The 25464-nt window shown below is 64.0% G+C and carries 23 protein-coding genes; 13 read left to right on the top strand and 10 right to left on the bottom strand.

Translation table 11 applies throughout. The features are described from left to right. Window positions 1-73: 73 nt before the first annotated feature. The 8 genes from rpsT to AAC071_RS12225 all read left to right on the top strand — a co-directional run bounded on the left by rpsT (window position 74) and on the right by AAC071_RS12225 (window position 11239). The gene (gene rpsT / locus AAC071_RS12260) at window positions 74-337 is read left to right on the top strand and encodes a 30S ribosomal protein S20 (RefSeq protein ID WP_339832901.1); all 264 of its coding nucleotides are present in this window, start codon (window positions 74-76) and stop codon (window positions 335-337) included. A gap of 506 nt (window positions 338-843) precedes the next feature. After that, complete coding sequence (locus tag AAC071_RS12255; RefSeq protein ID WP_339832900.1) at window positions 844-1311, top strand: rhodanese-like domain-containing protein; 468 nt, start codon at window positions 844-846, stop codon at window positions 1309-1311. Between the two features lie 217 nt (window positions 1312-1528). After that, window positions 1529-2947, top strand: coding sequence for a chromosomal replication initiator protein DnaA (gene dnaA / locus AAC071_RS12250; protein WP_339832916.1), 1419 nt, complete (start codon window positions 1529-1531; stop codon window positions 2945-2947). Between the two features lie 420 nt (window positions 2948-3367). After that, entirely contained in the window at window positions 3368-4486 is a 1119-nt protein-coding gene (dnaN, locus tag AAC071_RS12245) for a DNA polymerase III subunit beta (RefSeq protein WP_339832899.1), read from the top strand. A gap of 21 nt (window positions 4487-4507) precedes the next feature. Next, window positions 4508-5680 carry a DNA replication/repair protein RecF gene (gene recF, locus AAC071_RS12240; RefSeq protein WP_339832898.1) on the top strand — a complete coding sequence of 391 codons (1173 nt, stop codon included), beginning with the start codon at window positions 4508-4510 and terminating at the stop codon, window positions 5678-5680. Between the two features lie 25 nt (window positions 5681-5705). Further along, window positions 5706-6299 (top strand): ATP-dependent Clp protease proteolytic subunit, encoded by a 594-nt coding sequence (locus AAC071_RS12235; RefSeq protein ID WP_339832897.1) that lies wholly within the window; start codon window positions 5706-5708, stop codon window positions 6297-6299. A gap of 46 nt (window positions 6300-6345) precedes the next feature. After that, a complete protein-coding gene (gyrB, locus tag AAC071_RS12230) occupies window positions 6346-8790 on the top strand; it encodes a DNA topoisomerase (ATP-hydrolyzing) subunit B (RefSeq protein ID WP_339832896.1) in 2445 nt (814 codons plus the stop codon). Window positions 8791-8950: 160 nt separating this feature from the next. After that, window positions 8951-11239, top strand: a complete 2289-nt coding sequence (locus AAC071_RS12225; protein ID WP_339832895.1) for a PBP1A family penicillin-binding protein — start codon at window positions 8951-8953, stop codon at window positions 11237-11239. Here the strand turns inward: AAC071_RS12225 and AAC071_RS12220 are convergent. Further along, complete coding sequence (locus AAC071_RS12220; RefSeq protein WP_339832894.1) at window positions 11236-12423, bottom strand: multidrug effflux MFS transporter; 1188 nt, start codon at window positions 12421-12423, stop codon at window positions 11236-11238. The genes AAC071_RS12225 and AAC071_RS12220 overlap by 4 nt on opposite strands. After that, complete coding sequence (locus tag AAC071_RS12215) at window positions 12420-13208, bottom strand: SprT family zinc-dependent metalloprotease (RefSeq protein WP_339832893.1); 789 nt, start codon at window positions 13206-13208, stop codon at window positions 12420-12422. Before AAC071_RS12215 ends, AAC071_RS12220 begins: the two co-directional genes overlap by 4 nt. 96 nt (window positions 13209-13304) lie before the next feature. Here AAC071_RS12215 and AAC071_RS12210 point away from each other — a divergent pair, with 96 nt between their 5' ends. After that, window positions 13305-13736: a VOC family protein gene (locus tag AAC071_RS12210; RefSeq protein WP_339832892.1), complete on the top strand. Its 432-nt coding sequence runs from the start codon at window positions 13305-13307 to the stop codon at window positions 13734-13736. Here AAC071_RS12210 and phaZ read toward each other — a convergent pair. The 3 genes from phaZ to AAC071_RS12195 form a co-directional block, all read right to left on the bottom strand. After that, window positions 13733-14983, bottom strand: coding sequence for a polyhydroxyalkanoate depolymerase (gene phaZ / locus AAC071_RS12205; RefSeq protein ID WP_339832891.1), 1251 nt, complete (start codon window positions 14981-14983; stop codon window positions 13733-13735). The genes AAC071_RS12210 and phaZ overlap by 4 nt on opposite strands. Window positions 14984-15259: 276 nt before the next feature. Beyond that, window positions 15260-16951: a 2-isopropylmalate synthase gene (gene leuA / locus AAC071_RS12200; RefSeq protein WP_339832890.1), complete on the bottom strand. Its 1692-nt coding sequence runs from the start codon at window positions 16949-16951 to the stop codon at window positions 15260-15262. Window positions 16952-17212: 261 nt separating this feature from the next. Then, on the bottom strand, window positions 17213-17815 hold the full coding sequence (locus tag AAC071_RS12195) for an SCO family protein (RefSeq protein ID WP_339832889.1): 603 nt from the start codon (window positions 17813-17815) through the stop codon (window positions 17213-17215). 201 nt (window positions 17816-18016) lie between these two features. Here AAC071_RS12195 and AAC071_RS12190 point away from each other — a divergent pair, with 201 nt between their 5' ends. The 4 genes from AAC071_RS12190 (at window position 18017) to AAC071_RS12175 (ending at window position 21961) form a co-directional block, all read left to right on the top strand. Next, window positions 18017-18619: an ankyrin repeat domain-containing protein gene (locus AAC071_RS12190; RefSeq protein ID WP_339832887.1), complete on the top strand. Its 603-nt coding sequence runs from the start codon at window positions 18017-18019 to the stop codon at window positions 18617-18619. Window positions 18620-18695: 76 nt separating this feature from the next. Continuing rightward, on the top strand, window positions 18696-19823 hold the full coding sequence (locus AAC071_RS12185; protein WP_339832886.1) for an MBL fold metallo-hydrolase: 1128 nt from the start codon (window positions 18696-18698) through the stop codon (window positions 19821-19823). Window positions 19824-19912: 89 nt separating this feature from the next. Beyond that, a complete protein-coding gene (locus AAC071_RS12180) occupies window positions 19913-21346 on the top strand; it encodes an ActS/PrrB/RegB family redox-sensitive histidine kinase (protein WP_339832885.1) in 1434 nt (477 codons plus the stop codon). Window positions 21347-21388: 42 nt separating this feature from the next. Next, the gene (locus AAC071_RS12175) at window positions 21389-21961 is read left to right on the top strand and encodes an ActR/PrrA/RegA family redox response regulator transcription factor (protein WP_339832884.1); all 573 of its coding nucleotides are present in this window, start codon (window positions 21389-21391) and stop codon (window positions 21959-21961) included. A gap of 3 nt (window positions 21962-21964) precedes the next feature. On the opposite strand, the gene AAC071_RS12170 is transcribed toward AAC071_RS12175, so the two are convergent. The 5 genes from AAC071_RS12170 to AAC071_RS12150 all read right to left on the bottom strand — a co-directional run bounded on the left by AAC071_RS12170 (window position 21965) and on the right by AAC071_RS12150 (window position 25381). After that, complete coding sequence (locus AAC071_RS12170) at window positions 21965-22261, bottom strand: HigA family addiction module antitoxin (RefSeq protein WP_339832883.1); 297 nt, start codon at window positions 22259-22261, stop codon at window positions 21965-21967. Between the two features lie 25 nt (window positions 22262-22286). Continuing rightward, window positions 22287-22565, bottom strand: a complete 279-nt coding sequence (locus AAC071_RS12165) for a type II toxin-antitoxin system RelE/ParE family toxin (protein WP_339832882.1) — start codon at window positions 22563-22565, stop codon at window positions 22287-22289. Between the two features lie 43 nt (window positions 22566-22608). After that, window positions 22609-23085 carry an MmcB family DNA repair protein gene (locus tag AAC071_RS12160; protein ID WP_339832881.1) on the bottom strand — a complete coding sequence of 159 codons (477 nt, stop codon included), beginning with the start codon at window positions 23083-23085 and terminating at the stop codon, window positions 22609-22611. Window positions 23086-23094: 9 nt separating this feature from the next. Beyond that, a complete protein-coding gene (locus AAC071_RS12155; RefSeq protein WP_339832880.1) occupies window positions 23095-24045 on the bottom strand; it encodes a phosphotransferase in 951 nt (316 codons plus the stop codon). A gap of 211 nt (window positions 24046-24256) precedes the next feature. After that, the gene (locus AAC071_RS12150) at window positions 24257-25381 is read right to left on the bottom strand and encodes a ferritin-like domain-containing protein (RefSeq protein WP_339832879.1); all 1125 of its coding nucleotides are present in this window, start codon (window positions 25379-25381) and stop codon (window positions 24257-24259) included. Window positions 25382-25464 lie beyond the last annotated feature (83 nt).

Genomic DNA, 25464 nt, shown 5'->3' with positions numbered 1-25464 from the left:
CTGGCCGCCTATTCTTGAACGGCATTTCCGCGGGTCCGGCTTGGACCGGGCGAGACACAAGGTCCGAAGATCGATGGCGAATACAACGTCCGCAAAGAAAGCAATCCGCAAGATCGCAGCGCGCACCGCGGTCAACAAGGACCGGCGCAGCCGCATGCGGACCTTCGTCCGCAAGGTCGAGGAAGCGCTGGCAAGCGGCGACAAGAAGGCGGCGGAAGTCGCGCTTCGCGCCGCGCAGCCCGAGATCATGCGCGCGGCGCAAAAGGGTGTCATTCACAAGAACACGGCTTCGCGCAAGGTTTCGCGTTTCGCGCAGCGTGTGAAAGCACTTGCCTGACAGGCATTCTTTGCGCGGCAGCGTCTTCTGCCGCTCATCATCGAATGACGAAAATAGGATAGCCCGCGATCGAATGATCGGCGGGCTTTTTCTTTGCGCGCACCGCGCATCATTTCGGGACGGGTGCGTTGCAAAACATTCGCGCGGCGAAAAAAATAATTCGGACCACACCAACACTTGTCGGCGCGGCTGTATGTTTGCGTTGCGATGGACACACGATATTGCGTGCGCGCCTGCCGTCACACATGCGAACTTTTTTTGACGGATGCGATTCTTCCGCTTGCCTCACCCGTCACCAGCCGGTATGTTTAACAACCTCAGAGGGGCCCACCAATACTGTGTTTTTGTAATAAAAATCGAAGCAATACAGTATTGATGTTTGCTCCTTTGAACAAAAACAAGTATCCAAAATAAATTGAGTGACGAGCCGGGGCGGTTCCGTTGGTGCCCCGTCGAGGTTGTATGTCCGGAGTTCGGGTGCCGGACAGCAGAGTGATGGGGCGGCCATGGCGGATGGGGACACTGTGCCGGAAGTGATCGGAAAGCGGCCGGACGACTACGCGGGCGATGTGACGCCGGAAGAGGCCTTCCGTGTGCTTGGCGCCGACCCCCGTGCAAGGCTCGTCGATGTCCGCACACGGGCCGAATGGTCCTTTGTCGGCCTTCCCGACCTGTCGGGATTGGGCAAGGAGCCGATATTGCTGGAATGGCAGGTTTTTCCGGCCATGGAGCGCAACCCGCGGTTTGCCGACGAACTGTCGGCGACCCTGGGGTCCGGTGCCGGCGACATGCCGGTGTTCTTTCTGTGCCGATCGGGTGCGCGCAGTCGTGCGGCAGCGATTGCCCTGACATCGGCCGGTTTTGGCCGTTGCTTCAACATTGCCGGTGGGTTCGAGGGCGACCTTGACGGTGCCCGTCATCGCGGCGCGCGCAACGGCTGGAAGGCGGCAGGTCTTCCCTGGTCTCAATCCTGAGCTTGGGGAACGTCGGGGGGCGGCGGGTCGGGGCGAGTATTCCCGAGCGCGAAATACAATCCGGAGCCGCTTTTTGGGCCGGAACGAGAACGGGGCAAGGCTTGTGAACGAGAATGACATGGGTTCATCTTCCGCCGAAAAGAAGTTCCTGCACCGGCCGGATGCGCGGCGGGTCGCCGACGAGGCTGCAGCGCCGGTCGAAAGGCGCGCGGCAACCATGAGCCTCAATGACCAGTGGCGCCGCGTGCGCGCCCGGCTGCAGGCCGAGCTGGGCGAGGCGACTTTCAACAGCTGGTTCAAGCAGATCGATCTGATCGGCGTGGGCGACGGTCGCGTCATGCTTTCGGTGCCGACACGGTTCATCCGGAACTGGATTGTCTCGCATTATGCCGATCGCCTGTCGAAGCTCTGGGCGGATGAAGACGCCGATTTTGCGCGTGTCGAGATACTGGTCGCGGCAAGCGAGACGAAGCCGAATGGCGCGGACGATGCCGAACGGACCATGCGTCCGGTTCCGGCGTCGGTTCCGGTTGAAAATCAGCCGGTCACGGGCGCGGTTCCCGCAGGTCTTGAAGACGCCGGCGTTGGTGCCCCGCTCGATCCGCGCTTTACCTTCGATGCCTTCGTTGTCGGCAAATCGAACGAGTTGGCGCATGCCGCGGCCCGCCGCGTGGCCGAAGCGACGGATGTCAGCTTCAATCCGCTCTTCCTTTATGGCGGCGTTGGGCTCGGCAAAACGCATCTGATGCACGCGATCGCCTGGGAGATTCGTACGCGGCAACCGGAACGCAAGGTTCTTTACCTCTCGGCCGAGAAGTTCATGTACCAGTTCGTTCGCGCGCTGCGCTTCAAGGACACAATGGCCTTCAAGCAGCAGTTCCGTTCGGTCGACGTCCTGATGATCGACGACGTTCAATTCATCTCGGGCAAGGATTCGACGCAGGAGGAGTTCTTCCACACTTTCAACGCGTTGATCGATCATAACCGCCAGGTCATCATTTCAGCCGACCGTTCGCCTTCCGATCTCGAAGGTATCGAGGAGCGCATTCGCTCCCGTCTCGGTTGGGGTCTGGCCGCCGATATCCACCCGACGGACTATGAGTTGCGTCTCGGGATTCTGCAGGCCAAGGCCGAGGAAATGATGCAGAAGAACGGGCCGGTGACCATTCCTGCCGGGGTTCTGGAATTTCTGGCACATCGTATTGTTTCCAATGTGCGCGAGCTTGAGGGGGCCTTGAAGCGAGTTGTGGCCTATGCCTCCTTCGTGGGCCGTCCGATCACGCTCGACATGTCGCAGGAAGTCCTGCGCGACCTGCTGCGTTCCAACGACCGCAAGATCACGATCGAGGAAATCCAGCGCCGCGTTGCCGAATATTACAACGTGCGCCTGGCCGACATGCTCTCGGCTCGCCGTGCCCGGGCGGTCGCCCGTCCGCGTCAGGTAGCGATGTATCTGGCCAAGCAGCTGACCTCGCGCTCCCTGCCGGAGATCGGCCGCAAGTTCGGTGGCCGCGACCACACGACGGTCATTCATGCGGTCCGCAAGATCGACGAACTTTGCCACCTCGATTCGGGCATTGAGGAGGACGTCGATCTGCTCCGCCGGATGCTCGAAGGCGGTCACGGACCCAACTGATGCGGCTTGCGGCAGGGCGCCCGGAAACCCCTTGAGAATCAGGGCTTTGAGGGGCCGACGGCGGGGCGCCAGATCCGCCGAAAAACGTGCATCGTGCGAGCGATCTGATATACTCTCAGCGCGAATTCCTGCGGAATTCCGGCTGTCGCCGGAATGCGCCTGCCGCGGTGTCCGGTTCCGTTGATCCGGACGATCCCGGGGCAGCCGTATCCGACCCCCTGTTCGCGAGAGGTCCTTGAGGAAACGGCGCGTCCAAGAGACGCGGGCGGCGCCCCCGGACACTCCGGAACACACCGCCGATGGTGGGGGGAGAGACCCGCATGATGCCGTACCAGGCACGGACGGTGGAGCTTTCGGTCCACCATCCGCGATGCTGCTGAAGCCACAAGCGAACCCAACCGGGGGGACCGAAGAGAGACCATGAAGATCACGATCGAACGGGGCGCGCTGCTCAAGTCTCTCAACCATGTGCAGTCGGTTGTCGAACGCCGCAACACCATTCCCATTCTTTCCAATGTCCTGATCAAGGCGGCCGATGGCCAGCTGAGCCTGACGGCGACCGATCTCGACATTGAGGTAGTGGAGGCGATAGACGCCGATGTTGCGCAATCGGGTGCGACCACGGCGTCGGCCCACACACTTTACGACATCGTGCGCAAATTGCCGGAAGGTGCGCAGGTCGAGCTGTCGACCGGAGCCGACGAAGGGCGTCTGCAGCTGACGGCGGGCCGTTCGCGTTTCGCGCTGCAGTCGCTGCCGCAGGAAGATTTTCCGGCCATGGCGGCGGGTTCTTTGCCGCATCGCTTCGAGATACCGGCCGAGGCCATGCGCCGGCTGATCGACAAGACGCGCTTCGCGATCTCAACGGAGGAGACGCGCTACTATCTCAACGGCATTTATGTCCACGCGGTCGAAAGCGGCAAGCAGAAGGCCCTGCGCGCTGTGGCGACGGATGGCCATCGCCTGGCCCAGGTCGATCACGATCTGCCTGACGGCGCGAGCGGAATGCCCGGCGTGATCGTCCCCCGCAAGACGGTACTCGAACTGCAGAAACTGCTGGAAGGCGATGCCGGCACATTGTCGGTCGGCGTTTCGGAAACGAAGATCCGCTTCGAGTTCGGCGGCATCGTGCTGACCTCCAAATTGATCGACGGGACCTTTCCCGATTACGGCCGTGTCATTCCGGCCGGAAACGACAAGATGATGCAGGTCGATGGCAAGCGGTTTGCCGAGGCGGTGGATCGTGTCTCGACGATCTCGACCGAAAAATCCCGCGCTGTGAAACTCAATCTCGACGAAGGCAAGCTGACCCTGTCGGTCACCAACCCGGACTCGGGGAGCGCAACCGAGGAATTGTCGGTCGCCTATTCCAGTGCGCCGCTGGAGATCGGCTTCAATGCCCGCTACCTGCTCGATATCACCGGCCAGATCGACGGCGCGGAGGCGACCTTCGCCTTCGCCGATTCCGGCTCGCCGACGCTTGTGCGTGACAGCGAGGACGGTATGGCAATCTATGTTCTGATGCCGATGCGCGTCTAGGCCGAAAACAGAGGACTGGGAGTGCATCCTACGGGTGAGTTGATTGCTGTCGACCGGCCGGCGGCCCATGTGCGCATTGGCCTGAGCCGTCTTGTCGTGACGGACTTCCGCTCCTATGCACGCGCGGAACTGGCACTGGACGGCCGACCGGCCGTCCTGACCGGTGAAAACGGCGCCGGCAAGACCAATCTGCTCGAGGCCATTTCACTTCTCTCGCCAGGCCGCGGGCTTCGCGGCGTGCCTTATGCGGAAATTGCCCGCGATGGCGGCGCGGGCGGCTGGGCCGTTGCGGCGACGCTGGAGACGGCCCAGGGCCCCGTCCGCATCGGCACCGGCATTGAGCCCGGTGCGGCGCCCGCCGCGCGCAGCCGCAGCGTCAGGATCGATGGTGAACCGGCAGGACCGTCGGCGCTGGCGACGCATCTGCGCACGGTCTGGTTGACGCCGGCCATGGATCGGCTCTTTGTCGACGGTGCAAGCGAACGCCGCCACTTTTTCGACCGCCTCGTCATGGGTTTCGATCCCGCACACGGCGCGCGCGTCAACGCATATGATCGGGCATTGCGCGAACGTAACCGTCTGCTGGCCGACAATATTCTCGATGACAGCTGGCTTGCCGGTCTCGAAACCCAGATGGCCGAGCATGGCGTGGCCATCGCCGCGGCACGCGTCGAAACACTGGCACGGCTGCGCGGTGCGCTGGAGGCCGCGGAAACAAACATTTTTCCGCGCGCCGACATTGCGTTGGACGGTGCGCTCGAGGCCGCGCTCGATGGCGCGGCCGCAGTCGATCTGGAGGATGGTTTCCGCCGCGAACTTGCCGAAATGCGCGCCCGCGATGCGGCCGCCGGCCGTGCGCTCAGTGGCCCGCACCGCACCGACCTTGCGGTTCGTCACGTGGCGCGGGATCGCGACGCACGAAGCTGTTCGACGGGTGAACAGAAGGCGCTGCTGATCGGCATTGTGCTTGCCAACGCGCGGCTGCTGGCGGCGCGCGGTACGCCGCCGCTGCTGTTGCTCGATGAAATCGCGGCGCATCTCGACGGCAAGCGCCGCGCCGCTCTGTTCGACGAGATCGTCGCGCTGGGTCTGCAGGCCTTCATGACGGGTGCCGATCCGTCACTTTTTGAAACTCTTGGCGCGCGGGCGCAGAACTTCCGCGTCGCGCGCGGTGCAATCGAAAATGCCGGCTAGATCCGGCATCAAGGGAATGAGCAGAATGCGAAACGAAAAAGAGACCCCCGACGTCGACGCGCTGAAGAACCAGTTCACACCGCTGGTCGAAAGCGGATTGTTCAAGTCGCGCACCGTGCTGGTCACAGGTGAAATCAACGATCGTCAGGCGCGCGCCGTCTCCGAGCGTCTTCTGGCGATGGCCGGCGAGTCCGACGATCCGATCACGCTGATCGTCTCCTCGCCCGGCGGCCATGTCGAATCCGGCGACATGATTCACGACATGATCAAGTACATCAAGCCGCGTGTCCGTGTTCTGGGCACGGGCTGGGTCGCCAGCGCCGGCGCCCTGATCTATGTCTCGGCGGAGCGCGAAGACCGCTATTGCCTGCCGAACACACGCTTCCTGCTGCACGAGCCGCGCGGCGGCATTGGCGGTTCGGCGACCGAAATCGACATTCAGGCGCGCGAAGTGCTGAAAATGCGCGAGCGCCTCAATCTGATCTTTGCCGAAGCGACGGGACAGCCGCTCGAAAAGATCGTCAAGGACACCAATCGCGATCACTGGATGAATGCCGAAGAGGCGAAGGAATATGGTGTGGTCGGCAAGATCATCCGCTCCGCCGCCGAAATGGTCTGAAGCCCCGCTCCTGTGGGTGGGTGAACGAATCCGAAGGAAGAAACAGATGTCTACGCCAGCCGACGATGTGCCCGAGGAATATGGTGCGGAATCGATCAAGGTCCTGAAAGGCCTCGACGCGGTTCGCAAGCGTCCGGGTATGTATATCGGCGATACCGACGATGGCTCCGGACTGCATCACATGGTCTATGAGGTTGTCGACAACTCGATCGACGAGGCCCTGGCCGGTCATTGCGATGCGGTCAATGTACGTCTCAATGCCGACGGATCCTGCACCGTCATGGACAATGGGCGCGGCATTCCGGTCGAAATCCACAAGGGCGAAGGCGTGTCGGCGGCCGAAGTCATCATGACCCAGCTTCATGCCGGCGGGAAGTTCGATCAGAACTCCTACAAGGTCTCGGGCGGTCTGCACGGCGTTGGCGTCTCTGTGGTCAATGCCCTGTCCGACTGGCTCGAACTGCGCATCTGGCGTGTCGGCAAGGAGCATATGATCCGCTTCCAGCACGGCGTGCCGGACGCGCCGCTTGCCGTTGTCGGCGATGCGCCGCTCGGCCCCGATGGCAAGCCTGTCAGCGGCACCGAGATCACGTTTCACCCCTCGTCGGGAACTTTCACGCAGACCGAATTCGATTTCGCGACGCTCGAACACCGTCTGCGCGAACTGGCCTTCCTCAATTCAGGTGTCCGGATCAATCTGACCGACAATCGCGGCGTCGAGCCGAAATCCGTCGATCTGATGTATGAAGGCGGCCTTGAGGCCTTTGTCCGCTTCCTCGACCGCACCAAGGCACCGCTGATCCAGACGCCGATCGCCATTTCGGCCGAGCGGGACGGCATCACGGTCGAGGTGGCGATGTGGTGGAACGACAGCTACCACGAGAACGTGCTGTGCTTCACCAACAACATTCCCCAGCGCGACGGCGGCACGCATCTCGCGGGTTACCGCGCGGCACTGACCCGCGTTATCAATTCCTACGCGAATGAAAGCGGCATCGCGAAGAAGGAAAAGGTCACGCTGACTGGCGACGACGCGCGGGAAGGACTGACCTGCGTATTGTCGGTCAAGGTGCCCGATCCGAAATTCTCGTCGCAAACCAAGGACAAGCTGGTTTCATCCGAAGTGCGTCCGGTCGTCGAAAGTCTGGTCAACGATGCGCTCTCGACCTGGCTTGAAGAACATCCTTCAGAGGCGAAGCAGATTGTCGGCAAGGTTGTGGAGGCTGCCGCCGCCCGCGAGGCCGCGCGCAAGGCCCGCGAACTGACGCGGCGCAAGGGCGCGCTCGATGTATCGAGCCTGCCCGGCAAGCTGGCCGATTGTCAGGAGCGCGATCCGGCAAAATCCGAACTCTTCATCGTCGAGGGCGACTCGGCCGGCGGTTCGGCGAAGCAGGCGCGCGACCGTTCCAATCAGGCGGTCTTGCCGCTCCGCGGCAAGATTCTCAATGTCGAGCGGGCGCGTTTCGACAAGATGCTGTCATCCAACGAAATCGGCACGTTGATCACCGCACTTGGCACGGGCATCGGCCGCGACGACTTCAACATCGAGAAGCTGCGCTACCACAAGATCATCATCATGACCGACGCCGATGTCGACGGCGCCCATATCCGCACGCTTCTCCTGACTTTTTTCTACCGGCAGATGCCCGAAGTCATCGAACGCGGCCATCTCTACATCGCCCAGCCGCCACTCTACAAGGTACGGCGCGGTACATCGGAAACCTATCTGAAGAACGAAAAGGCGCTCGACGATTTTCTGGCAGCGACCGGCATCGAGGACATGGTGCTGACGCTCGCCGATGGTTCGCAACGCGCCGGCCCCGATCTTGCCGACATCGTGTCCAGGGCGCGTGCCGTGCGCAATGTGCTCGACGGACTGCCGGGGAAATATCCCCGCTTCGTCATCGAGCAGGCGGCAATCGCCGGGGCGCTCAATCCGAAAGCCTTGGCCGAGGAGGCGCAGGCAACGGAGGCGGCCGCCTATATCGCCCGCCGCCTCGATCTTCTTTCCGAGGAAACCGAACGCGGCTGGACGGGCGAGACGACGGCCGATGGCGGATTGCGTTTCGCCCGCGAGGTGCGGGGCGTGCGCGAGGAAGTCTCGATCGATGGGCCTTTGATTGCGAGTGCCGACGCCCGCCGGCTCGACAGCTATACGCCGCATCTGCAGGAGATCTATGGCAAGGCGGCGACGCTGCGCCGCAAGGACGAAACCCATTTCATTCGTTCGCCGTCGCAGCTCTTTGAAGCCATTCTGGCCGCCGGCTCCAAGGGAAATTCGGTTCAGCGCTACAAGGGGTTGGGCGAGATGAATCCCGACCAGCTCTGGGAAACAACACTCGACCGGGACGCCCGCTCGCTGTTGCAGGTCAAGATTCGCGAACTGGATGAGGCTGATGACCTGTTTGTGAAACTGATGGGCGACGTCGTCGAGCCGCGTCGCGATTTCATTCGTGAAAATGCGCTCAGTGTCGCCAATCTCGACATCTGAGAGGCGGCCGCGCCTGCCCCGAAGCGTTAACAGCGCATTAACTCTCGGTGTCTAGCTTCGGGACGAAATCCCGGCACCGGGCGATGTGCCGGCGCGGCAGGGCAAGGCACAGGGTCCGATGGCATTCCGCAGGCCGGCACCGAGATCCGAGCGACGCGGCATGGCGGATGACGGCGACTGGACCGTTGTCCGTATGCCGGGCATTCGTCCTGTGAGGCTCGGTGTTGGCGTCAATGGTGTGCCGGACAATGATGCCGATGACCAAGGAAGTGACGGCGAGGACATGGCGCGCTGGGGTGATGATGCCTGGGAAGATCGCGGCATGCGCCGTCTCGACCCCTCCTTCAAATCAGGCGTGAAGTCTTCGTCCAAGTCCCGCAAGGCCGGGACTAAGCCGAAATCATCTGCAAAAAAGACCGCACCTGCCGCCAAGGGCTCGCCGCGACCCTCACGCCGGCCGCCATCCGGCAAGGCGACCGCGCAACGCAAGCGCAAACCGGTCCGCGGTCGCAACATACTCGGCGCCACCTTTTATTATGGCGCGGTCGTCGCATTGTGGGGGGTGATCGCTTTCGGCGGTCTCCTCTTCTGGTATGGCCTCAACCTTCCCGACACCTCGGCCCTCTACAACGTCCGTCAGGCCCCGTCGGTCTCCATTCGCGCCGCCGATGGCGAGCTGCTGAGCCACCGGGGCGACCTGAAGGGCGGCTATGCCTCGCTGGCCGATCTGCCGCCGCATGTACCGGCGGCAGTACTCGCGACCGAGGACCGCCGCTTCTACTGGCATTTCGGTGTCGACCCGGTCGGTCTCGGCCGCGCCATGGTCGCCAACTATCGCGCCGGCGCCTATGTGCAGGGCGGCTCGACAATCACCCAGCAATTGGCCAAGAACCTGTTCCTGAAGCCCGACCGCACACTCGCGCGCAAGATTGAGGAAATGGTGCTGGCAGTCTGGCTGGAATTGCGCTTCTCGAAAGAGGAGATTCTGACCCTCTATCTGAACCGGGTCTATTTCGGCGGCGGCGCTTATGGGCTCGAGGCCGCGTCCGAACGCTATTTCCGCAAACCCGCCCGGGCCCTGACCTTGCCCGAGGCGGCGATGCTGGCTGGACTGCTGAAGGCGCCGTCGCGCTATTCGCCAACCAACGATATCGGTCTCGCGCGCGGACGCGCCGCCATCGTGCTCCAGAACATGGTCGATGCCGGGTATATTTCGGCCGACGAGGCGCATCTGGCAAATGTCAGCCCGGCATCGCTTGAAGGTTATGCGGCGCGAGGGTCGATCAACTATTTCGTCGATTGGGTAGCGGAAGCGCTGCCGGATTATGCCGGTCGCCCCGACACCGATGTCGATGTCGTGACCACCATCGATCCAGATCTCCAGCGCGAAGCGGAGGCCGTCATTGCGGCGATCCTGGCCGATGATGGAGCGGCGATGAATGCAGGCCAGGCCGCGCTTGTCGCCATGACACCTGACGGTGCGGTGCGGGCTATGGTCGGCGGCCGTTCCTATGCACAGAGCCAGTTCAACCGCGCGGTGCAGGCCAAGCGCCAGGCCGGCTCCGCCTTCAAGCCGTTCGTCTACCTGGCCGCCGTCGAGAGGGGCATGAGCCCCGACACGTTGCGCATCGACCGGCCGGTCACTTATGGTGGCTGGTCGCCCTCGAACTATTCCGACCGCTTCGAGGGCGAAATGACTCTGCGCACCGCATTGGCGAAATCGGTCAACTCGGTCGCGGTGCAGGTCGCGCAAGAGGTCGGCATCCGCAACATCGTCTCGGCGGCGCGCCGCCTCGGTCTGCAGGAAGATATGCCATCGAACCTGTCGCTGGCGCTGGGCTCGGGCAGCGCGACGCTGATCGAACTGACCGGGGCCTATGCAACCTTTGCCAATGGCGGCTACGGGGTGATTCCGCATGGCATTGCCGAGGTCTACACGCGCGAGGGCGAAGAGCTCTATCGACGCCACGGATCCGGCTTCGGGCGGGTGATCGACGAACATGCGGCCGGCGCGATGAACAATATGCTGAAGGCGGTGATGATCTATGGCACCGGGCGCAACGCGGCGCTTGGCGCACGGCCGAGCGGCGGCAAGACCGGCACGAGTCAGGATTTCCGCGACGCCTGGTTCATCGGCTATACGGCCGATCTTGTCGTCGGCGTCTGGGTCGGCAACGACAATGGCGCGCCGATGAAGAATGTCACCGGCGGCACGCTGCCGGCCCGCATCTGGCACGACTTCATGTCGCGCACGCAAAGCAATGTCCCGGTGGCCGAGCTTCCCGACATGATCCTTGCCGAGACACCGATGCCGGTCGCGACATCGGCGACGACGGCAGCTGGTCGCGAGTATGAATGGGAAGAACCCGGCTTCTTCGATCGCCTCTTCGGTCGGGCGGAGCCGCGCCGGCCGACATTGCAGCCGGGTCATCCGGGCGATCGGCGCTAGTCGTCCGCTGCCCGCCGTCTGAAGAACGTCACCGTGAAAGTCAGAAGACCGGTCAGCGCCATCGTGCCGACCATCGGCAGGGCGCTCTCTCCCACGCCATGACCGACATAGATGCCGACAGCCGCGGCAGCAGCGGCTTGCAGAAAGCCCAGCAGGGCCGATGCCGTGCCGGCGATTTCGGGGAATGGTGTCAGGGCGCCCGCCATCGCCTGCGGCATGGTCAGACCGACGGCAAAACCGTAAAGCACGACCGGTGCAACGATGGCGGCGGGCGAGGCGCTGACGATCGACCCCGCCAGCATCGACAGGCCGCCGAGACAGGCAAAACTGCCGCCAACCTTCAATGTGCCGTCGATTCCGAGCCGCCGCACCAGCCGTCCGCCGGTCAGCGATCCGGCGATATAGCCGCCGGCCATCAGCCCGAAACACAGACCGTAGACGATCGGCGAAAGACCGTAGAGGCCTTGCAGCACGAAGGACGAGCCCGAGATGAAGGCGAAGAGCCCGGCAAAGCAGGTGCTCGCAATCAGCAGATAGCGCAGATAGCGCCGGTCGCCGATCAGACGCCGGTAATGCGCGAGAATGGCGGCAGGCGCCGCGCTTTGCCGCCGCGCTGGCGGAAGGGTTTCGTCGAGGCGCGTCAGCGCGATCAGCGCCAGAACGGCGCCGAAGGCGCCCATGGCGACGAAGTTCATCTTCCAGCCATAGGCCGCTTCGATGACGCCGCCGAGCATCGGCGCCAGCGCCGGCACGATCCCCATGATCGCGGCCATGCGTGCCAGCATCTGTCCGGCGGCCGGGCCTTCATAGAGGTCGCGGACAATGGCGCGTGCGAGTACGACCGAGGCGCCGCCGCCGATCGCCTGGAAGAACCGCGCCGCAATCAGTTCCTCGATCGAGCCGACGAAGAGTGAAACGAAGCAGCCGGCGATATAGAGCGTGAAGCCGCAAAGCAGCACGGGCCGCCGCCCGTATCGGTCGGCCAGCGGTCCGTAGAAGAGCTGCGAGCCGGCAAAGCCGATCAGATGGACGCTGAGCGTAAGCTGTGTCGCGCCGGTATCGGCCGCGAAGGCAAGCGCGATTGCCGGCAGGGACGGCAGGTACATGTCGGTCGACAACGGGCCGACCGCCGTCAGCGCGCCGAGAAAGATGGTGAAGGCGGCTGTGCCGGGCGAAAGCCTCATCGGCCGGCGAAAATGCCGAGCGGATCGGCGCCATAGCGGTGAAGGCCGGGCCCGTTGATCTCAAGCCAGCGCTTGGCCATTTCGTAGTTGGGGATCGCCTCGGCAACGAGATTCCAGAAGCGCGGCCCATGATTCATGTGCCGGATATGCGCGACCTCATGTGCGGCCACATAGTCGAGCACATAGCCCGGCGCCAGGATCAGCCGCCAGGAGAACGAAAGCGCCCGTGTCGGCGAGCACGAGCCCCAACGCGTCGTCGTGTCGCGAACGGTGATACGCGAGGGCCGGACGTCGAAGAGGTCGGCGTAGAAAAGAGCCTGTTCGTTGAGCTCGTCGCGCGCCTTGGCCTTCAGCCAGTCGGTTATCCGGCGCTGTACGAAATCCGGATGGCCGGTGACGCGGATTTCCGGCATCCCGCCCGTATCGGCGCTGCGCACCCGCCAGACCGGTCCGCGCTCCAGCGCGTCCTCGCGCCGTGCACCGACATGGCGCACGATATGTTCCTTTCCGCGATAGGGAATGTGCGCCCCGTTGCGGAAGGGAACCGGCGCCGGGACCTGATGCAGCCTTGCAGCGATCCACTCACGCTGCTCGCGCGCGAACAGAAGCGCCTTGTCGAGCCCCCGCCGCGACGGCGCGGTGACCTGCACCGAACCGGCAGCAAGGTCGACACGAACGATGACCCGCTTGGCGCGCGGGTTGTGACGGACGGTGATCGGGACGGTGCGGCCCTCGATCTGCAGATAGTCGAAATGAAGCGATGCAGGTTTCAGCGGCTTGTTCATAATGCGGTCGAACCCAATGCCCTCCGGGGTGCCCGGCCGGGCGATGACGGCGGTCTGGTCGTTCCTGTTCGAAGGCTAAGAAGATAGGCTCGAATCATGTCAAGGATGCCACGATTTCATTTTGCTTTCGCGGTCGATGATCTTGCCCGGGCAAGAGAATTCTACGGCCGGCTGCTGGGCTGCCCCGAGGGGCGTTCGTCCGACAGATGGGTCGACTTCGATCTTTGCGGGCACCAGATTGTCGCCCATCTGGCGCCGCCGCGCGAGAGCCCCGATGCCGCATCCAATGCGGTCGATGGCGACGAGGTGCCGGTGCCCCATTTCGGTTTGATCCTCGAATGGCAGGCCTGGCATGACCTGGCCGGCCGCCTGACGGCCGCCGGCACGGAATTCGTCATCGAACCACATGTCCGTTTCAAGGGCGAGGCCGGCGAGCAGGCGACGATGTTCCTCCGCGACCCGGCCGGCAATGCGCTCGAGTTCAAGGCCTTTCAGGACGAGGCGCGGGTCTTCGCCCGGACGTTCTAGCGCCCGCTCGGGTGCCGGGTATGGGCGGCGATGAAGTCGCGCACGCGGGGCGCGATTTCGTTCTTCCAGCGTGAGCCGTTGAAGACGCCGTAATGGCCGACACCCGGCTGTTCCCAATGAGCCTTCATCGAGGCCGGCAGGGCGGTGCAGAGCTTATGCGCGGCCTTTGTCTGGCCGACCCCGGAAATGTCGTCCTTTTCGCCTTCGATGGTCATCAGCGCGGTGCGCGTGATCGCCTCGGGCCGGATCGGCCGGCCGCGATGCATGAATTCGCCCTTGGGCAGGCTGTGCTTGACGAAGACCTCGTCGACGGTCTGGAGGTAGAACGCCTCGGTCATGTCCATGACCGACAGATACTCGTCATAGAATTCCCGGTGCTTCTCGGCCGAGTCGCCGTCGCCCTCGACCATGTGATTGAAATAGTCCCAATGGGCATCCATGTGGCGGTCGAGATTCATCGCCATGAAGCCCGACAGTTGCACGAAGCCCGGATAGACGCGGCGCATGACGCCCGGATGCGGAAAGGGCACCGTCATGACGACATTGCGCTCGTACCATTCGGTGCCGCGTTCGGTCGCGAGACGATTGACCTCGGTCGGGTTTTCCCGCGTGTCGATCGGCCCGCCCATCAGCGTCATGCTGAGCGGCACATCGGGATCGTCATTGTCGTGCATCGCCGCGACTGCCGCAAAGACCGGTACCGACGGCTGGCAGACGGCCAGCAGATGCACATCCGGGCCGAGCAGGTGGCACATGTCGATCACATAGTCGATATAGTCGTCGAGATCGAAAGAGCCTTCTGTCACAGGCACTTTTCGCGCGTCGGTCCAGTCGGTGACATAGACCTCGCAATGGGGAAGCATCGCCTCGACCGTGCCGCGCAGCAATGTCGCGTAATGGCCCGACAGCGGCGCGACGATCAGCAGTTTCGGCTGCGGCGGCATATCCTTCAGCGCCGACGGTTCGCGTTCGAAATGGATCAGTTTGGAGAAGGGACGTTCCCACACGCATTTCTCGACGACCGGCACGGCCTTGTCGCCGATTGTCGTTTCGTGCAGACCGAATTCGGGTTTGCCGTAGCGCCGCGTCGTCGTTTCGAAAACGTCGAGTGCAGCGGCGAGTGTCTTGCTGGCGATGGTTTCGGAAAGCGGATTGAGCGGGTGGCGCAGCGCCCAGAGGCCGAGTTCGGCGGCGGCGCGGAACGGCGCGACGGCCGCATGGTTCATTTCGTAGATGTGATAGAGCACGCAGTACCTCGCAGCGAACGGCCTCCCGCGCGCCTTCATGTTGCGGCGCAGCATTCAATCTAGGCGCTCGATCAGGGTACTCCAAGGCATTTTTTTGACAGTCGGCAACGCCAGCCGACCCCCCTTCTGTCATCGAACTGTCACAAAACTGTCACAAATCGCCGGGGCGGGACTCCGGCGACGGGCGGCCGACCCGCCGGTCAGGGCGGCGGCGACAAGTCGAAAAAACTTGTCCCCGCCCTTATCCCCGCCTGGCGGCCGTCACCGCCCGCCGCCTCAATCGGCGAGGCCGCAGAAGCGCCGCCGCTCGGCGTCCGGCAGCCGCTTCGCCGCCCGGTTGGCGCCGCCGATCAGCGCCCGGAATGAAGCGGTGATGATGTTGGGATCGATGCCAACGCCGAAAATGTCGCCGGCGCCGGCCGGATCCGCCACCTCGATGAAAGCGACCGCCTTGGCATCCGAGCCCGAGCCGATCGAGTGCTCCTCGAAATGGCGGAACTGGACGCCGAGCTTCAGCGCATCGACCAGCGCGTCGATCGGGCCATTGCCGAAGCCGATGAGTTCCTCATCCTTGCCGAAACGGCGTACACGGAGCTTCACGCCCTGCTTGCCACCCTCGTCGAACAGCGAATGGCTGCGATATTCCAGCGGATCGGTGAGTGTCAGATACTCGGCCTCGAAGATCCGCCAGATATCGGCCGCCGTCACCTCCTTGCCGGTGTCGTCGGTGACCTTCTGGACGGCCGAGCTGAACTCGACCTGCAGCCGGCGCGGCAGTTTCAGATCGTACTCGGCTTCGAGAAGATAGGAGACGCCGCCCTTGCCCGACTGGCTGTTGACGCGAATGATCGATTCATAGGTGCGCCCCAGATCCTTCGGGTCGACCGGCAGATAGGGCACTTCCCAGATATCGCCGTCCTTGCGCGCGGCCAGGCCCTTCTTGATCGCGTCCTGGTGCGAGCCGGAAAAGGCCGTGAACACCAGATCGCCGACATAGGGGTGGCGCGGATGGATCGGCAGCTGCGTGCAGTATTCGACCGTGCGCGCGATCTCGTTGATCTGCGAGAAATCGAGACCGGGATGAATGCCCTGACTGTAGAGATTGAGCGCCAGCGTCACGAGATCGACATTGCCGGTGCGTTCGCCATGACCGAAGAGACAGCCTTCGACGCGATCGGCGCCGGCCATCACGCCGAGTTCGGCGGCCGCCACTGCCGTGCCGCGGTCGTTATGCGGATGCAGCGACAGCACGATGCCGTCGCGCCGCTCGAGATTGCGATGCATCCATTCGATCTGGTCGGCATAGATGTTGGGCGTCGCCATTTCGACGGTCGCCGGCAGGTTGATGATGACCTTGCGCTCGGGCCCCGCTTCCCAGACCTTGGTCACCGCATCGACGACTTCCTTGGCGAAATCGAGCTCGGTGCCCGAAAAGACTTCGGGACTGTACTGGAAGGTCCAGTTGGTCGAGGGCTGCGCGGCCGCGAGCTCCTTGATCTGGTGCGCGCTTTCGGTGGCGATCGCCTTGACGCCCTGCTTGCCCTGCTGGAAGACGACCTCGCGGAAATTGGGCGCGGTGGCGTTGTAGACATGGACGATGGCGTTCTTCGCGCCGCGCAATGATTCCATCGTGCGGGCGATCAGTTCGGGACGCGCCTGGGTCAGCACCTCGATGCGCACATCGTCGGGGACGCGGCCGTCTTCGATCAGCTTGCGGATGAAACCGAAATCGGTGTCCGACGCCGACGGAAAGCCCGCTTCGATCTCCTTGAAGCCGATCCGGACCAGCATTTCGAACATGCGCAGCTTGCGTTCCGCATTCATCGGTTCGAAAAGCGCCTGATTGCCGTCCCGGAGATCGGTGCTCATCCAGATCGGCGGTTTGGCGATGGTTTTCGACGGCCATTGCCGGTCGGGCAGATCGACCGGCTGGAAGGCGCGGTATTTGACGGCAGGGTTCTTCAACATGACAGCTCTCGCATCTTCAACGGCAGGCGCACGGCATGGCGGGCGTGTCGCTTGCGCGGCGCAAAGGGAAATTCAGGTATCTGTGGGTGAGGTGGATCTGTTTTCTGCGCTCAAGCGCAGAGAAGCGCGCCCCGAAGAGCGAGTGCAAGGCCAAGCGTGCGGCCGAAGGCGATATGCGCGTTGCGATCCATGAGCGGAACATAGGTGGCCTCGCGAAAACCGTCAAGACACGGATGAATGGGACAGCATCCCTGACAGGCATCAGAGAAAGGCCGCGATTCCCTCGGCCATCTGGTCGGGCCCGGTGCCGGGACCGAAGAGCTTGAGATATTCGCCCTCTGGCCCCATCAGGAAGACGATCGAGGAATGATCCATCGTGTAGTCCTCCGGCGACGACTGATCCTCGGCCTTGCGATAGAACACATGCCAGGCCTTGGCCGTGGCGGCGATCTGTTCGGGCGTGCCGGTGAGGCCGGTCAGACGCGGATGGAAGAGCCGGACATAGCGCGCCATCAGTTCCGGCGTGTCGCGCTCGGGATCGATGGTGATGAAGACCGGCGTGACCTTTTCGGCCTCCGGGCCCAGCGCCTCGATGGCGCTCGCCATCACCTGCAGCTCGGTCGGGCAGACATCGGGGCAGAAGGTGAAACCGAAATAGATCAGCATGAACTTGCCGCGGAAATCGGCCTCGGTGACGGTCTCGCCCTTCTCGTTGACCAGCGTGAAGGGTCCGCCGACACGCGCCTGGCCCGCCTGCTGGCCGCGATTCTCGACCGACGAGACGACGAGATTGGAAAACCAGATGCCGACGACGACCGCAATCGCGACCCCGGCGACCAGCGCGATAATGCCGTTGCGTGTCATGATCGGTACTCCGGTTGGTGGCGGGCGCCCGGCCGATGGGGCCGGAATGGCTTGAAATGCGGACGCGGCATGGCCTATGGACTATAGTGATTTTCAGGGAAGCACGCGCCCGACAAGGCACGGTCCGCAACCCCCTCTTTACCGCCAAATGGCGCCGCCGTGAAACGATGGCGCGCCATGAAAGGACGCCGGGGCGACAAAATGACACGTATGGCAACATCCGGGCTGTTCCGGCCGATCATGGCGCTGATGCTTGCCGCCCCGCTGGCGCTCGCCGCCCTGTCCGATGCGCGCGCCGTGCCGCCTGGCGGGCCGACCAACTACATGGTCGACAACGACACGGTGCATGCGGCGCGGACCGGCGATATCGAAAAGCTGCGCACCGACCTGATGAAGGGCGTCACGCCCAACGAGGCGGGCCGCGACAGGATTCCGATGCTGATCCTGGCCGTCGGCAACGGTCATCTGGCCGTGGTCGAACTGCTGCTCGAAAAGGGCGCCGATCCGAACCGGCGTGCGCCCGACGGCACCACGCCGTTGACCATGGCTGCCGCGACCGGCCGTGCCGACATCGCCGAAGTGCTGCTGCAGGGTGGTGCCGACCCCAACGGCCTCGGCCCCAATCGCGATGCGCCGCTGCTGATCGCCACACGCGCCCGCAACACGGCCTTTGTCGAGGCGCTGATCCGCCACAATGCCGATCTCGGCGAGACCGATCTGACGGGCCGTACTGCGCTGATGCTGGCGGAAGAGAACCATTATCGTGAGATTGCCGCCCTTTTGCGCGCGGCCGGCGCCTATTGAGCGGGCCGCGACAAACGGTCAGTGCGTCGCGCTGCGCCTTGCTGATGGCGCGGCCACACCCTATTTCATGACCTGAATGACAGACCGCAGACCGCCGCCAAAACCGACCGTCAAGGCCGTGCCGCGTGTCCGGGCGAAACTTGTTTCGCGCGGCCATCAGCTGCGCGCCTCGATGCAGCCGCGCGACGAGCGCAAGGCGGCCGGCGACAAGCCCTGGCATCATCTGCCGGACGGCACCTTCCGCAATCCCAAAGGCAGCCCGGCCCGCAGCCTGGCGCGCCTCAAGACGGCCGCGCCCTTCTTCCTCGAAATGCTGAAGATGAGCGGCCGCAAGGTCGAGGTGCCGAAGGATCATGTGGTGCCGCGCCCGCTGGCGCTGCGCGCCATCGAGACGCATATCGAGGATGGCGGCGATTTCATCACCTGGCTCGGCCATGCCTCCTTCCTGATCCGCATCGGCGGCGTGACGGTGCTGACCGATCCCTATCTCACCACCTATGCCGGCCCTGCCGGGCTGGGCCCGCGCCGTTTCGTCAAGTCGGGTGTCTCGGTCTCGGCGCTGCCCCCGATCGATCTCCTCGTCATCAGCCACAATCACTACGACCATCTCGACGAACGCGCGCTGGCGCGGCTGCCGGGCAAGGACCGCATGACGGTGGTTGTGCCGCTCAATCTCGGCGGTTTTCTGAACGACCGCGGTTTTCCCAATGTCGTCGAACTCGACTGGCACGAGAGCCTCGAGATTGGCGGCGTGACGGCGACGGCGCTGCCGGTGGTGCACTGGTCGCGGCGCTCCGGCTTCGACACCAACCGCACGCTCTGGGCCGGCTTCGCCTTGAAGAGCGACCGCCATCATCTGTTTTTCGGCGGCGATTCGGGCTATGGCCCGGTCTTCAGCGAAATCGGCGAAACCTACGGCCCCTTCGACACGGCACTTCTCGGCATCGGCGCCTATGAGCCGCGCGCCATGATGAAGGCCTCGCATGCGACGCCGGAAGAGGCGGTGCAGATGGGCCGCGACCTGAAGGCAAGGCGTATTGTCGGCATGCATTGGGGGACCGTGCTGCTGACGGTCGAACCGCCTTTCGAGCCGCCGGTGCGATTCCGCGCGGCGGCCGAAGCGGCCGGCTATGCGGCCGAGGATGCCTGGATCATGGCCATCGGCGAAAGCCGCCCGCTTTCCGGCTGGCCGTCCAACGCCTGAGGGCGCCGAAAGGCACCGGCATGGAACTTATCCCCGACCGCTGAAAGCCGCGCTAGAATAGCCACCGGACAAAACCAGGGCGGCATTTCATGACAACCATCGAGGACAGAGGCAGCATGCGCTGGCTGCGCCGGGATTTCCTGGCCGGCCGGATCGGGCCCGCGGGCGATGCGAGCGGGCGGGTGCGCCTGCAGACGCTGGTGATCCTGCGCTGGCTGGCCATTGCCGGCCAGCTGGCCGCGGTGCTGTTTGCCAATCTGGTGATGGATTTTCCGCTGCCGCTGGGGCTCTGCCTGGCGGTCATCGCGGCGTCGGCCTGGCTCAATGTCTTCCTGACGCTCCGCTACCGCTCGACGACGCGCCTGCCCGAATGGCAGGCGGCGGTCTATTTCGCCATCGATCTGATGCAGCTGGCGGTGCTGCTCTTCCTGACCGGCGGCTTGCAGAACCCCTTCGCGCTGCTCTTCATGGCGCCGGTGACGATTTCGGCAACGACGCTGTCCATGCGCTCGACCGGCCTGCTGCTGCTGCAGGCATTTGTCTATGTGACGCTGCTGGCCTGGTTTCACCTGCCGCTGCCCTGGTATCCGGGCGAAGAGGTCAATCTGCCGCCGCTCTTCGTCACCGGCCACTGGATCGCATTGCTGCTGGGGCTCGGTTTCATCGCCGCCTATGCCTGGCGCATCTCGCAGGAATCGCGCCGCATGTCGGCCGCCCTTTCGGCCACGCAACTGGTGCTGGCGCGCGCGCAGCGCCTGTCGGCACTGGACGGCCTGGCCGCTGCCGCCGCGCATGAACTCGGCACGCCGCTCGGCACGATCTCGCTGGTTTCGAAGGAGCTGATGCGGGGCGGCATGAGCGAGGCGGAAATGAAGGAGGATCTGGCGCTGCTCAACAGCCAGGCCGAGCGCTGCAAGGAAATCCTCTCGCGCCTGTCGCGCCGGCCGGAAGACGGCGACGCGATCTATTCGCGCCTGCCGCTGAAGGCATTGCTCGACGAGGTGACGCGGCCGCATCGCGACATGGATGTGGCCTTCCGCACCGAAGTGATCGCGGGCGAGGAGGGCGAGGCGGAACCGGAAATCTGGCGCCGCCCCGAGATTCTCTACGGCCTCGGCAATTTCATCGAGAACGCCGCCGATTTCGCACGCAGCGAAGTGGCGATCGCGGCGCGCTACGACCGCGACCGCATCACCGTCTCGATTGTCGATGACGGGCCGGGCTTTGCGGCCGATGTGCTGGAGAAGCTCGGCGAGCCCTATGTGACGACGCGGCCGCGCGCGGGCAAGCGCGGCGGACCGGCCGCCAACGACGCGCATGAGGGCATGGGCCTCGGCTTCTTCATCGGCAAGACGCTGCTGGAGCGCACCGGTGCCACCGTCGATATCGGCAATCGCCGCGACGCCCGGCCCGGCGCCGAACTGACCATCAGCTGGCCGCGCCGCGCCATCGAGGCCGACCCTGCCTTTCCCGCCGACGGTCCGCCGCCCGCCGGGGTGGCGCGGCCCGGCGCTTCGGCCTAAGATCGGCGGCATTCGCGGAAATTCGACAAGAGAATCAAGAACGTGCAAAAGCCAAGTGTCGCGCCGGAAGGCGAAAACCCCGTCATTCCCGAAGACCGGACGCTGCTGCTGGTCGATGACGACGTGCCGTTCCTGACGCGCCTCGCCCGGGCCATGGAGGGCCGCGGTTTCGAGGTCTCGACCGCGAGCACGGTCAGGGAAGGCAAGGAACTGGCGCGCTCGAAAAAGCCGGGCTTTGCGGTGATCGACATGCGGCTCGAGGACGGCAACGGTCTCGACGTGGTGGCGGCGCTGGAAGAGGCGCGGCCCGAGGCCCGCATCGTGGTGCTGACCGGCTATGGCAATATCGCAACCGCGGTGACCGCGGTGAAGCTCGGTGCCGCCGATTATCTGGCCAAGCCCGCCGATGCCGATGCGATCGAGGCCGCGCTGCTGGCGACCGGCGCCGAAAAGGCCGATCCGCCCGAGAACCCGATGTCGGCCGACCGCGTGCGCTGGGAGCACATCCAGCGCGTCTACGAACTCTGCGACCGCAACGTCTCGGAAACCGCACGCCGCCTCAACATGCATCGCCGCACGCTGCAGCGCATCCTGGCGAAACGCGCACCGAAATAGGGTTCAGGCTGGTTCGATCATCCTGATTGCGGCGAGTTCCTTCTTGTCGGCTCCGTCGCGCGCGGTTTCGAGATCGTAGCGCGCCTGCAGATTGAGCCAGAATTCGGCCGAGGAACCGAAAGCGCGTTCGAGCCTGAGCGCCGTATCGGGCGAGACGTCGCGCTTGCCGCCGACAATGGCGCTGACGCGGTTTGCCGGGACGCCGAGCCGCTTCGCCAGCGCGTTGGCGCTGAGGCCGAGCGGTGCCATGAAGTCCTCCGCCAGAACTTCGCCGGGATGAATGGGGGTAATCTTTGCCATGCTCGTCCTCGATACTCTCCGCGGATTAGTGATAGTCGACAATCTCGACGTTCTCCGCACTTCCGTCGCGCCATTCGAAACAGATGCGCCACTGATCGTTGATGCGCAGCGACATCTGTCCCCGCCGTCCGCCTTTCAGCGCTTCGAGCCGGTTTCCCGGTGGATACTTCAAATCGTCCAGCGATTTGGCGGCATCGATCTGCGCAAGCTTGCGCAGGGCGATACGCTCAAAGGCGCGAAACCGGGCGACCGGCTGGCGATCCCAGAGACGCTGCGTGTCCTTGTCGGCGAAGCTTCTGATCACAGCTCTATGTAGTACGTTATACGTACAATGTCAAGGTTTCTCCTCACGCCGGATCGAGGAAGCGGATGACGCGGCGGGCCGAGATGCGGGCGGCATGCAGCGTCAGTTTCTTGCGCCGCGCCGGGGCCAGCGGCGTTGTCGGGCCTTCGCGCAGGATCTCGGCGCCATAGCGGTCGGCGACGACGAGGCCGACTTCGTCCGGAATGATCTCGCGCGGAAATTCCGGCGGCACCGCGAAATAGAAACGGTCGCAGAAGTCGAGATATTCCGCCCATTTCCCGTCCGCCCGGTAGTCGGCGAGGCTCGACTTGATTTCAAGGACGACGATCTCGCCCTTCGGCCCCAGTGCGATGATGTCGACGCGCCGCCCGGTGGCCAGCGTCAGTTCCGTGACGGCGGCATAGCCCATCTGCGCCAGCAAGCGGCAGCAGCCGCGCTGCACATTGGCGGCCACCGGCGATTGCCGTCCGTCGAACAGGCGGAATTCGTCTTCCTCGATATCGGGCAGCTCGTCGCTCATGGGGCGAGGCTACGCCGCCGCGCCCGCCGCCCGCAATGCCTCGTCGAGAAAGCTGACGCGGCGCATCGCCTCGCGCGGATGACCGGCATTGCTGCCCAGCGCCAGCGACACCGCCGCATTGACCGCGACCGCCATGCGGAAGCGGCGCATGTCGACCGCGCGTCCGGCGACCGCGCCATAGGCGCGGAAGATCGCGTCGCGCAGCGGCCCGGGATTGTCGAAATGACGCAGGTCTTCTTCGGGCAGGCCGGTGCCGGCTTCGGCAAAATCGACAAGCCCGATGGGCGCGCCGCGTTCGATGACGAGATTGGCGAGATTGACGTCGCCATGCAGCAGCACGGGCGCACCTTCCTCGGCCGCCCACATCGCCTTCAGCCTGTCGATGCCGGCGCGCTGTTCGGGAGCGCCGATCCGCGTCAGCGCCTCGTCGAGACTGCGCAGGCTGCTGCGGCCGAGTTTCGCCGCCGCGGGCAGATGCGCGGCGCCGGCCGCATGGAACGCCGCCAGCGCCGCGCCGATCGTCTCGCCGATCCTTTCGCGCTGATCGGACTTCAGCGCATAGAGCCCGCCTTCCTCAAGCGCGCGGCCGGGCAGTTTCTCGATGCGCAGCCAGCCGGCCAGCGGCGGTCCGGAAAAGCCATAGGCATCGGCGAAGCGGCCGGCGCCGAGAAGACGCGGCACACGGTAGTCGCGCCCCGTCAGCCCGTCGAGCAGCCGCAGCACCTCGGCCTCGCGATAATGCTTGCTCTCGCCGCTGCCGAGCCCGCCATTGCGGCGCACCAGCTTCAGCACCGAGCCGTCGCCGAGATCGTGGATCGTCGACCACAGGCCTTCGCCGAGCAGCGGCCAGGACCCTTGCGGCAGATCGGGGATCGTGTCGCGCAGCAGCGCGTGGAAATCGCTCATGGCGGGAGTGTAGCAGAAGATATACGAGAGAAAGTACATCTCCAACGTCGTCATGGCCCGGCTCGTCCGGGCCATCCACGTCTTTCTTTCACGCAACCACCGCAAGGAAGACGTGGATGACCCGCCCTCCTTTACAATAAAGGTGGGTGGGTCATGACGGTTTTAGTAAGTTGAGATACATCCGTACACAAACGAAAAAGGGGCGGTTCCTTCCGGAACCGCCCGCAAGTTCATCCCTCTGGAGAGGACCCTTCGGGAATTCGGATTACTCGGCAGCGACGCTCGCCATCGGATTGCTCTTCTTGCCGAAATTGACCGTCTTCAGGAAGTCGATGCCCTGTTCGGCGATATCGTCGCCGACCATGCGGTCGTCTTCGTTCTTCAGTTCTTCCATGTCGACATAGATCGCATAGAAGGCCCTGGTACGGTCGGTGATGATGCCGGCCTTCAGGAGCGTCTTGACCAGCACGCGGAAGATGTTGGCCGCATCCTTCATGCCTTCGCGGCGGTCTTCATCGGTCACCGCTTCGAGCATCTCGGCCTGCACCTGCTGCCAGTCGAGGCCGAAATCGGCATAGATCAGCTTCTTCTGTTCCGGATTGACGAGGTTGAAGAGCAGCGTCTGGAAGACGCTGGCGGCCCAGTCCTCGATGATGTCGCGCTCGTCCTGGGAAAGTTTCGGGATCGTGCGGTCGGCCCAGATCTTGCCGAACTTGTGGTGGAAGGCCTCGTCCGTCATCGCCAGCTGGCAGAGCTTGACGAGGAGCGGATCGCGCGCGGTGTTGAAGAAGGTCGCGAAGGTGCCCATCGCGAGACCCTCGACCAGCAACTGCATGCCGACGATCTTCTTGTAGACCTCTTTCGCATTGACCATTTCCGACAGCAGCCCGGACAGCGTCTCGCCGCAGGGCAGCGGCTTGCCGAAACGGGCCTGCACATATTTGGCGAAGGCGGTCACATGGCGGGCTTCCTCGCGCGCCTGGTTGGCCGCATATTCCTGTGCGCCCGGATCGAGCAGGATGTGGCAGAGCGAGGCCGAGAGATTGAGCGCGCCCTGTTCGCCATGCAGGATCGCCGACATCATCCAGCGCGCGGTCTCGTTGACGAAGCGGATCCTTTCCTTCTCCGACAGCGCCTCGAAACAGGCCAGCTTCAGTTCCGGCACCAGCTGCGGATCGATCAGCATCTCGTTTTCGAGATCGAAGGGCTCGCTGTAGTCGATATAGCGCTTGTCCATCGGATCCCAGAAATGGTCATGGGTCGCCGAGATGATCTTGTCGAAGGCCGAGGAGCGCCGGTTGTAGCGCTCGGTATTCATCATCGCCTCGAAATCGTCCGGCGCGACGGCATCATAGGCATTGTCCTTGGTGATCTGCCGAACAGCGGTCATGGGCTCTCTCCAAACTGGTTCTTGTTGCGCCGGCGGCCCTCGAGCGGGGCGGGACCCGGCGAATTGTCACAATTGGAGTGTGG

This window comes from uncultured Parvibaculum sp., assembly GCF_963975745.1.
Taxonomy (GTDB): Bacteria; Pseudomonadota; Alphaproteobacteria; order Parvibaculales; family Parvibaculaceae; genus Parvibaculum.
The sequence above is the reverse complement of the archived record's forward strand: the minus strand, read 5'-3'. Positions and strand labels throughout refer to the sequence as shown.

Bases quoted from the DNA above. Each gene is read 5' to 3' on its own strand.
- rpsT (WP_339832901.1), top strand. From the start codon at position 74: ATGGCGAATACAACGTCCGCAAAGAAAGCAATCCGCAAGATCGCAGCG.
- AAC071_RS12255 (WP_339832900.1), top strand. From the start codon at position 844: ATGGCGGATGGGGACACTGTGCCGGAAGTGATCGGAAAGCGGCCGGAC.
- dnaA (WP_339832916.1), top strand. From the start codon at position 1,529: ATGAGCCTCAATGACCAGTGGCGCCGCGTGCGCGCCCGGCTGCAGGCC.
- dnaN (WP_339832899.1), top strand. From the start codon at position 3,368: ATGAAGATCACGATCGAACGGGGCGCGCTGCTCAAGTCTCTCAACCAT.
- AAC071_RS12235 (WP_339832897.1), top strand. From the start codon at position 5,706: ATGCGAAACGAAAAAGAGACCCCCGACGTCGACGCGCTGAAGAACCAG.
- gyrB (WP_339832896.1), top strand. From the start codon at position 6,346: ATGTCTACGCCAGCCGACGATGTGCCCGAGGAATATGGTGCGGAATCG.
- AAC071_RS12225 (WP_339832895.1), top strand. From the start codon at position 8,951: ATGGCGGATGACGGCGACTGGACCGTTGTCCGTATGCCGGGCATTCGT.
- AAC071_RS12220 (WP_339832894.1), bottom strand. From the start codon at position 12,423: ATGAGGCTTTCGCCCGGCACAGCCGCCTTCACCATCTTTCTCGGCGCG.
- AAC071_RS12215 (WP_339832893.1), bottom strand. From the start codon at position 13,208: ATGAACAAGCCGCTGAAACCTGCATCGCTTCATTTCGACTATCTGCAG.
- AAC071_RS12210 (WP_339832892.1), top strand. From the start codon at position 13,305: ATGTCAAGGATGCCACGATTTCATTTTGCTTTCGCGGTCGATGATCTT.
- leuA (WP_339832890.1), bottom strand. From the start codon at position 16,951: ATGTTGAAGAACCCTGCCGTCAAATACCGCGCCTTCCAGCCGGTCGAT.
- AAC071_RS12195 (WP_339832889.1), bottom strand. From the start codon at position 17,815: ATGACACGCAACGGCATTATCGCGCTGGTCGCCGGGGTCGCGATTGCG.
- AAC071_RS12190 (WP_339832887.1), top strand. From the start codon at position 18,017: ATGACACGTATGGCAACATCCGGGCTGTTCCGGCCGATCATGGCGCTG.
- AAC071_RS12185 (WP_339832886.1), top strand. From the start codon at position 18,696: ATGACAGACCGCAGACCGCCGCCAAAACCGACCGTCAAGGCCGTGCCG.
- AAC071_RS12180 (WP_339832885.1), top strand. From the start codon at position 19,913: ATGACAACCATCGAGGACAGAGGCAGCATGCGCTGGCTGCGCCGGGAT.
- AAC071_RS12170 (WP_339832883.1), bottom strand. From the start codon at position 22,261: ATGGCAAAGATTACCCCCATTCATCCCGGCGAAGTTCTGGCGGAGGAC.
- AAC071_RS12160 (WP_339832881.1), bottom strand. From the start codon at position 23,085: ATGAGCGACGAGCTGCCCGATATCGAGGAAGACGAATTCCGCCTGTTC.
- AAC071_RS12155 (WP_339832880.1), bottom strand. From the start codon at position 24,045: ATGACGACGTTGGAGATGTACTTTCTCTCGTATATCTTCTGCTACACT.
- AAC071_RS12150 (WP_339832879.1), bottom strand. From the start codon at position 25,381: ATGACCGCTGTTCGGCAGATCACCAAGGACAATGCCTATGATGCCGTC.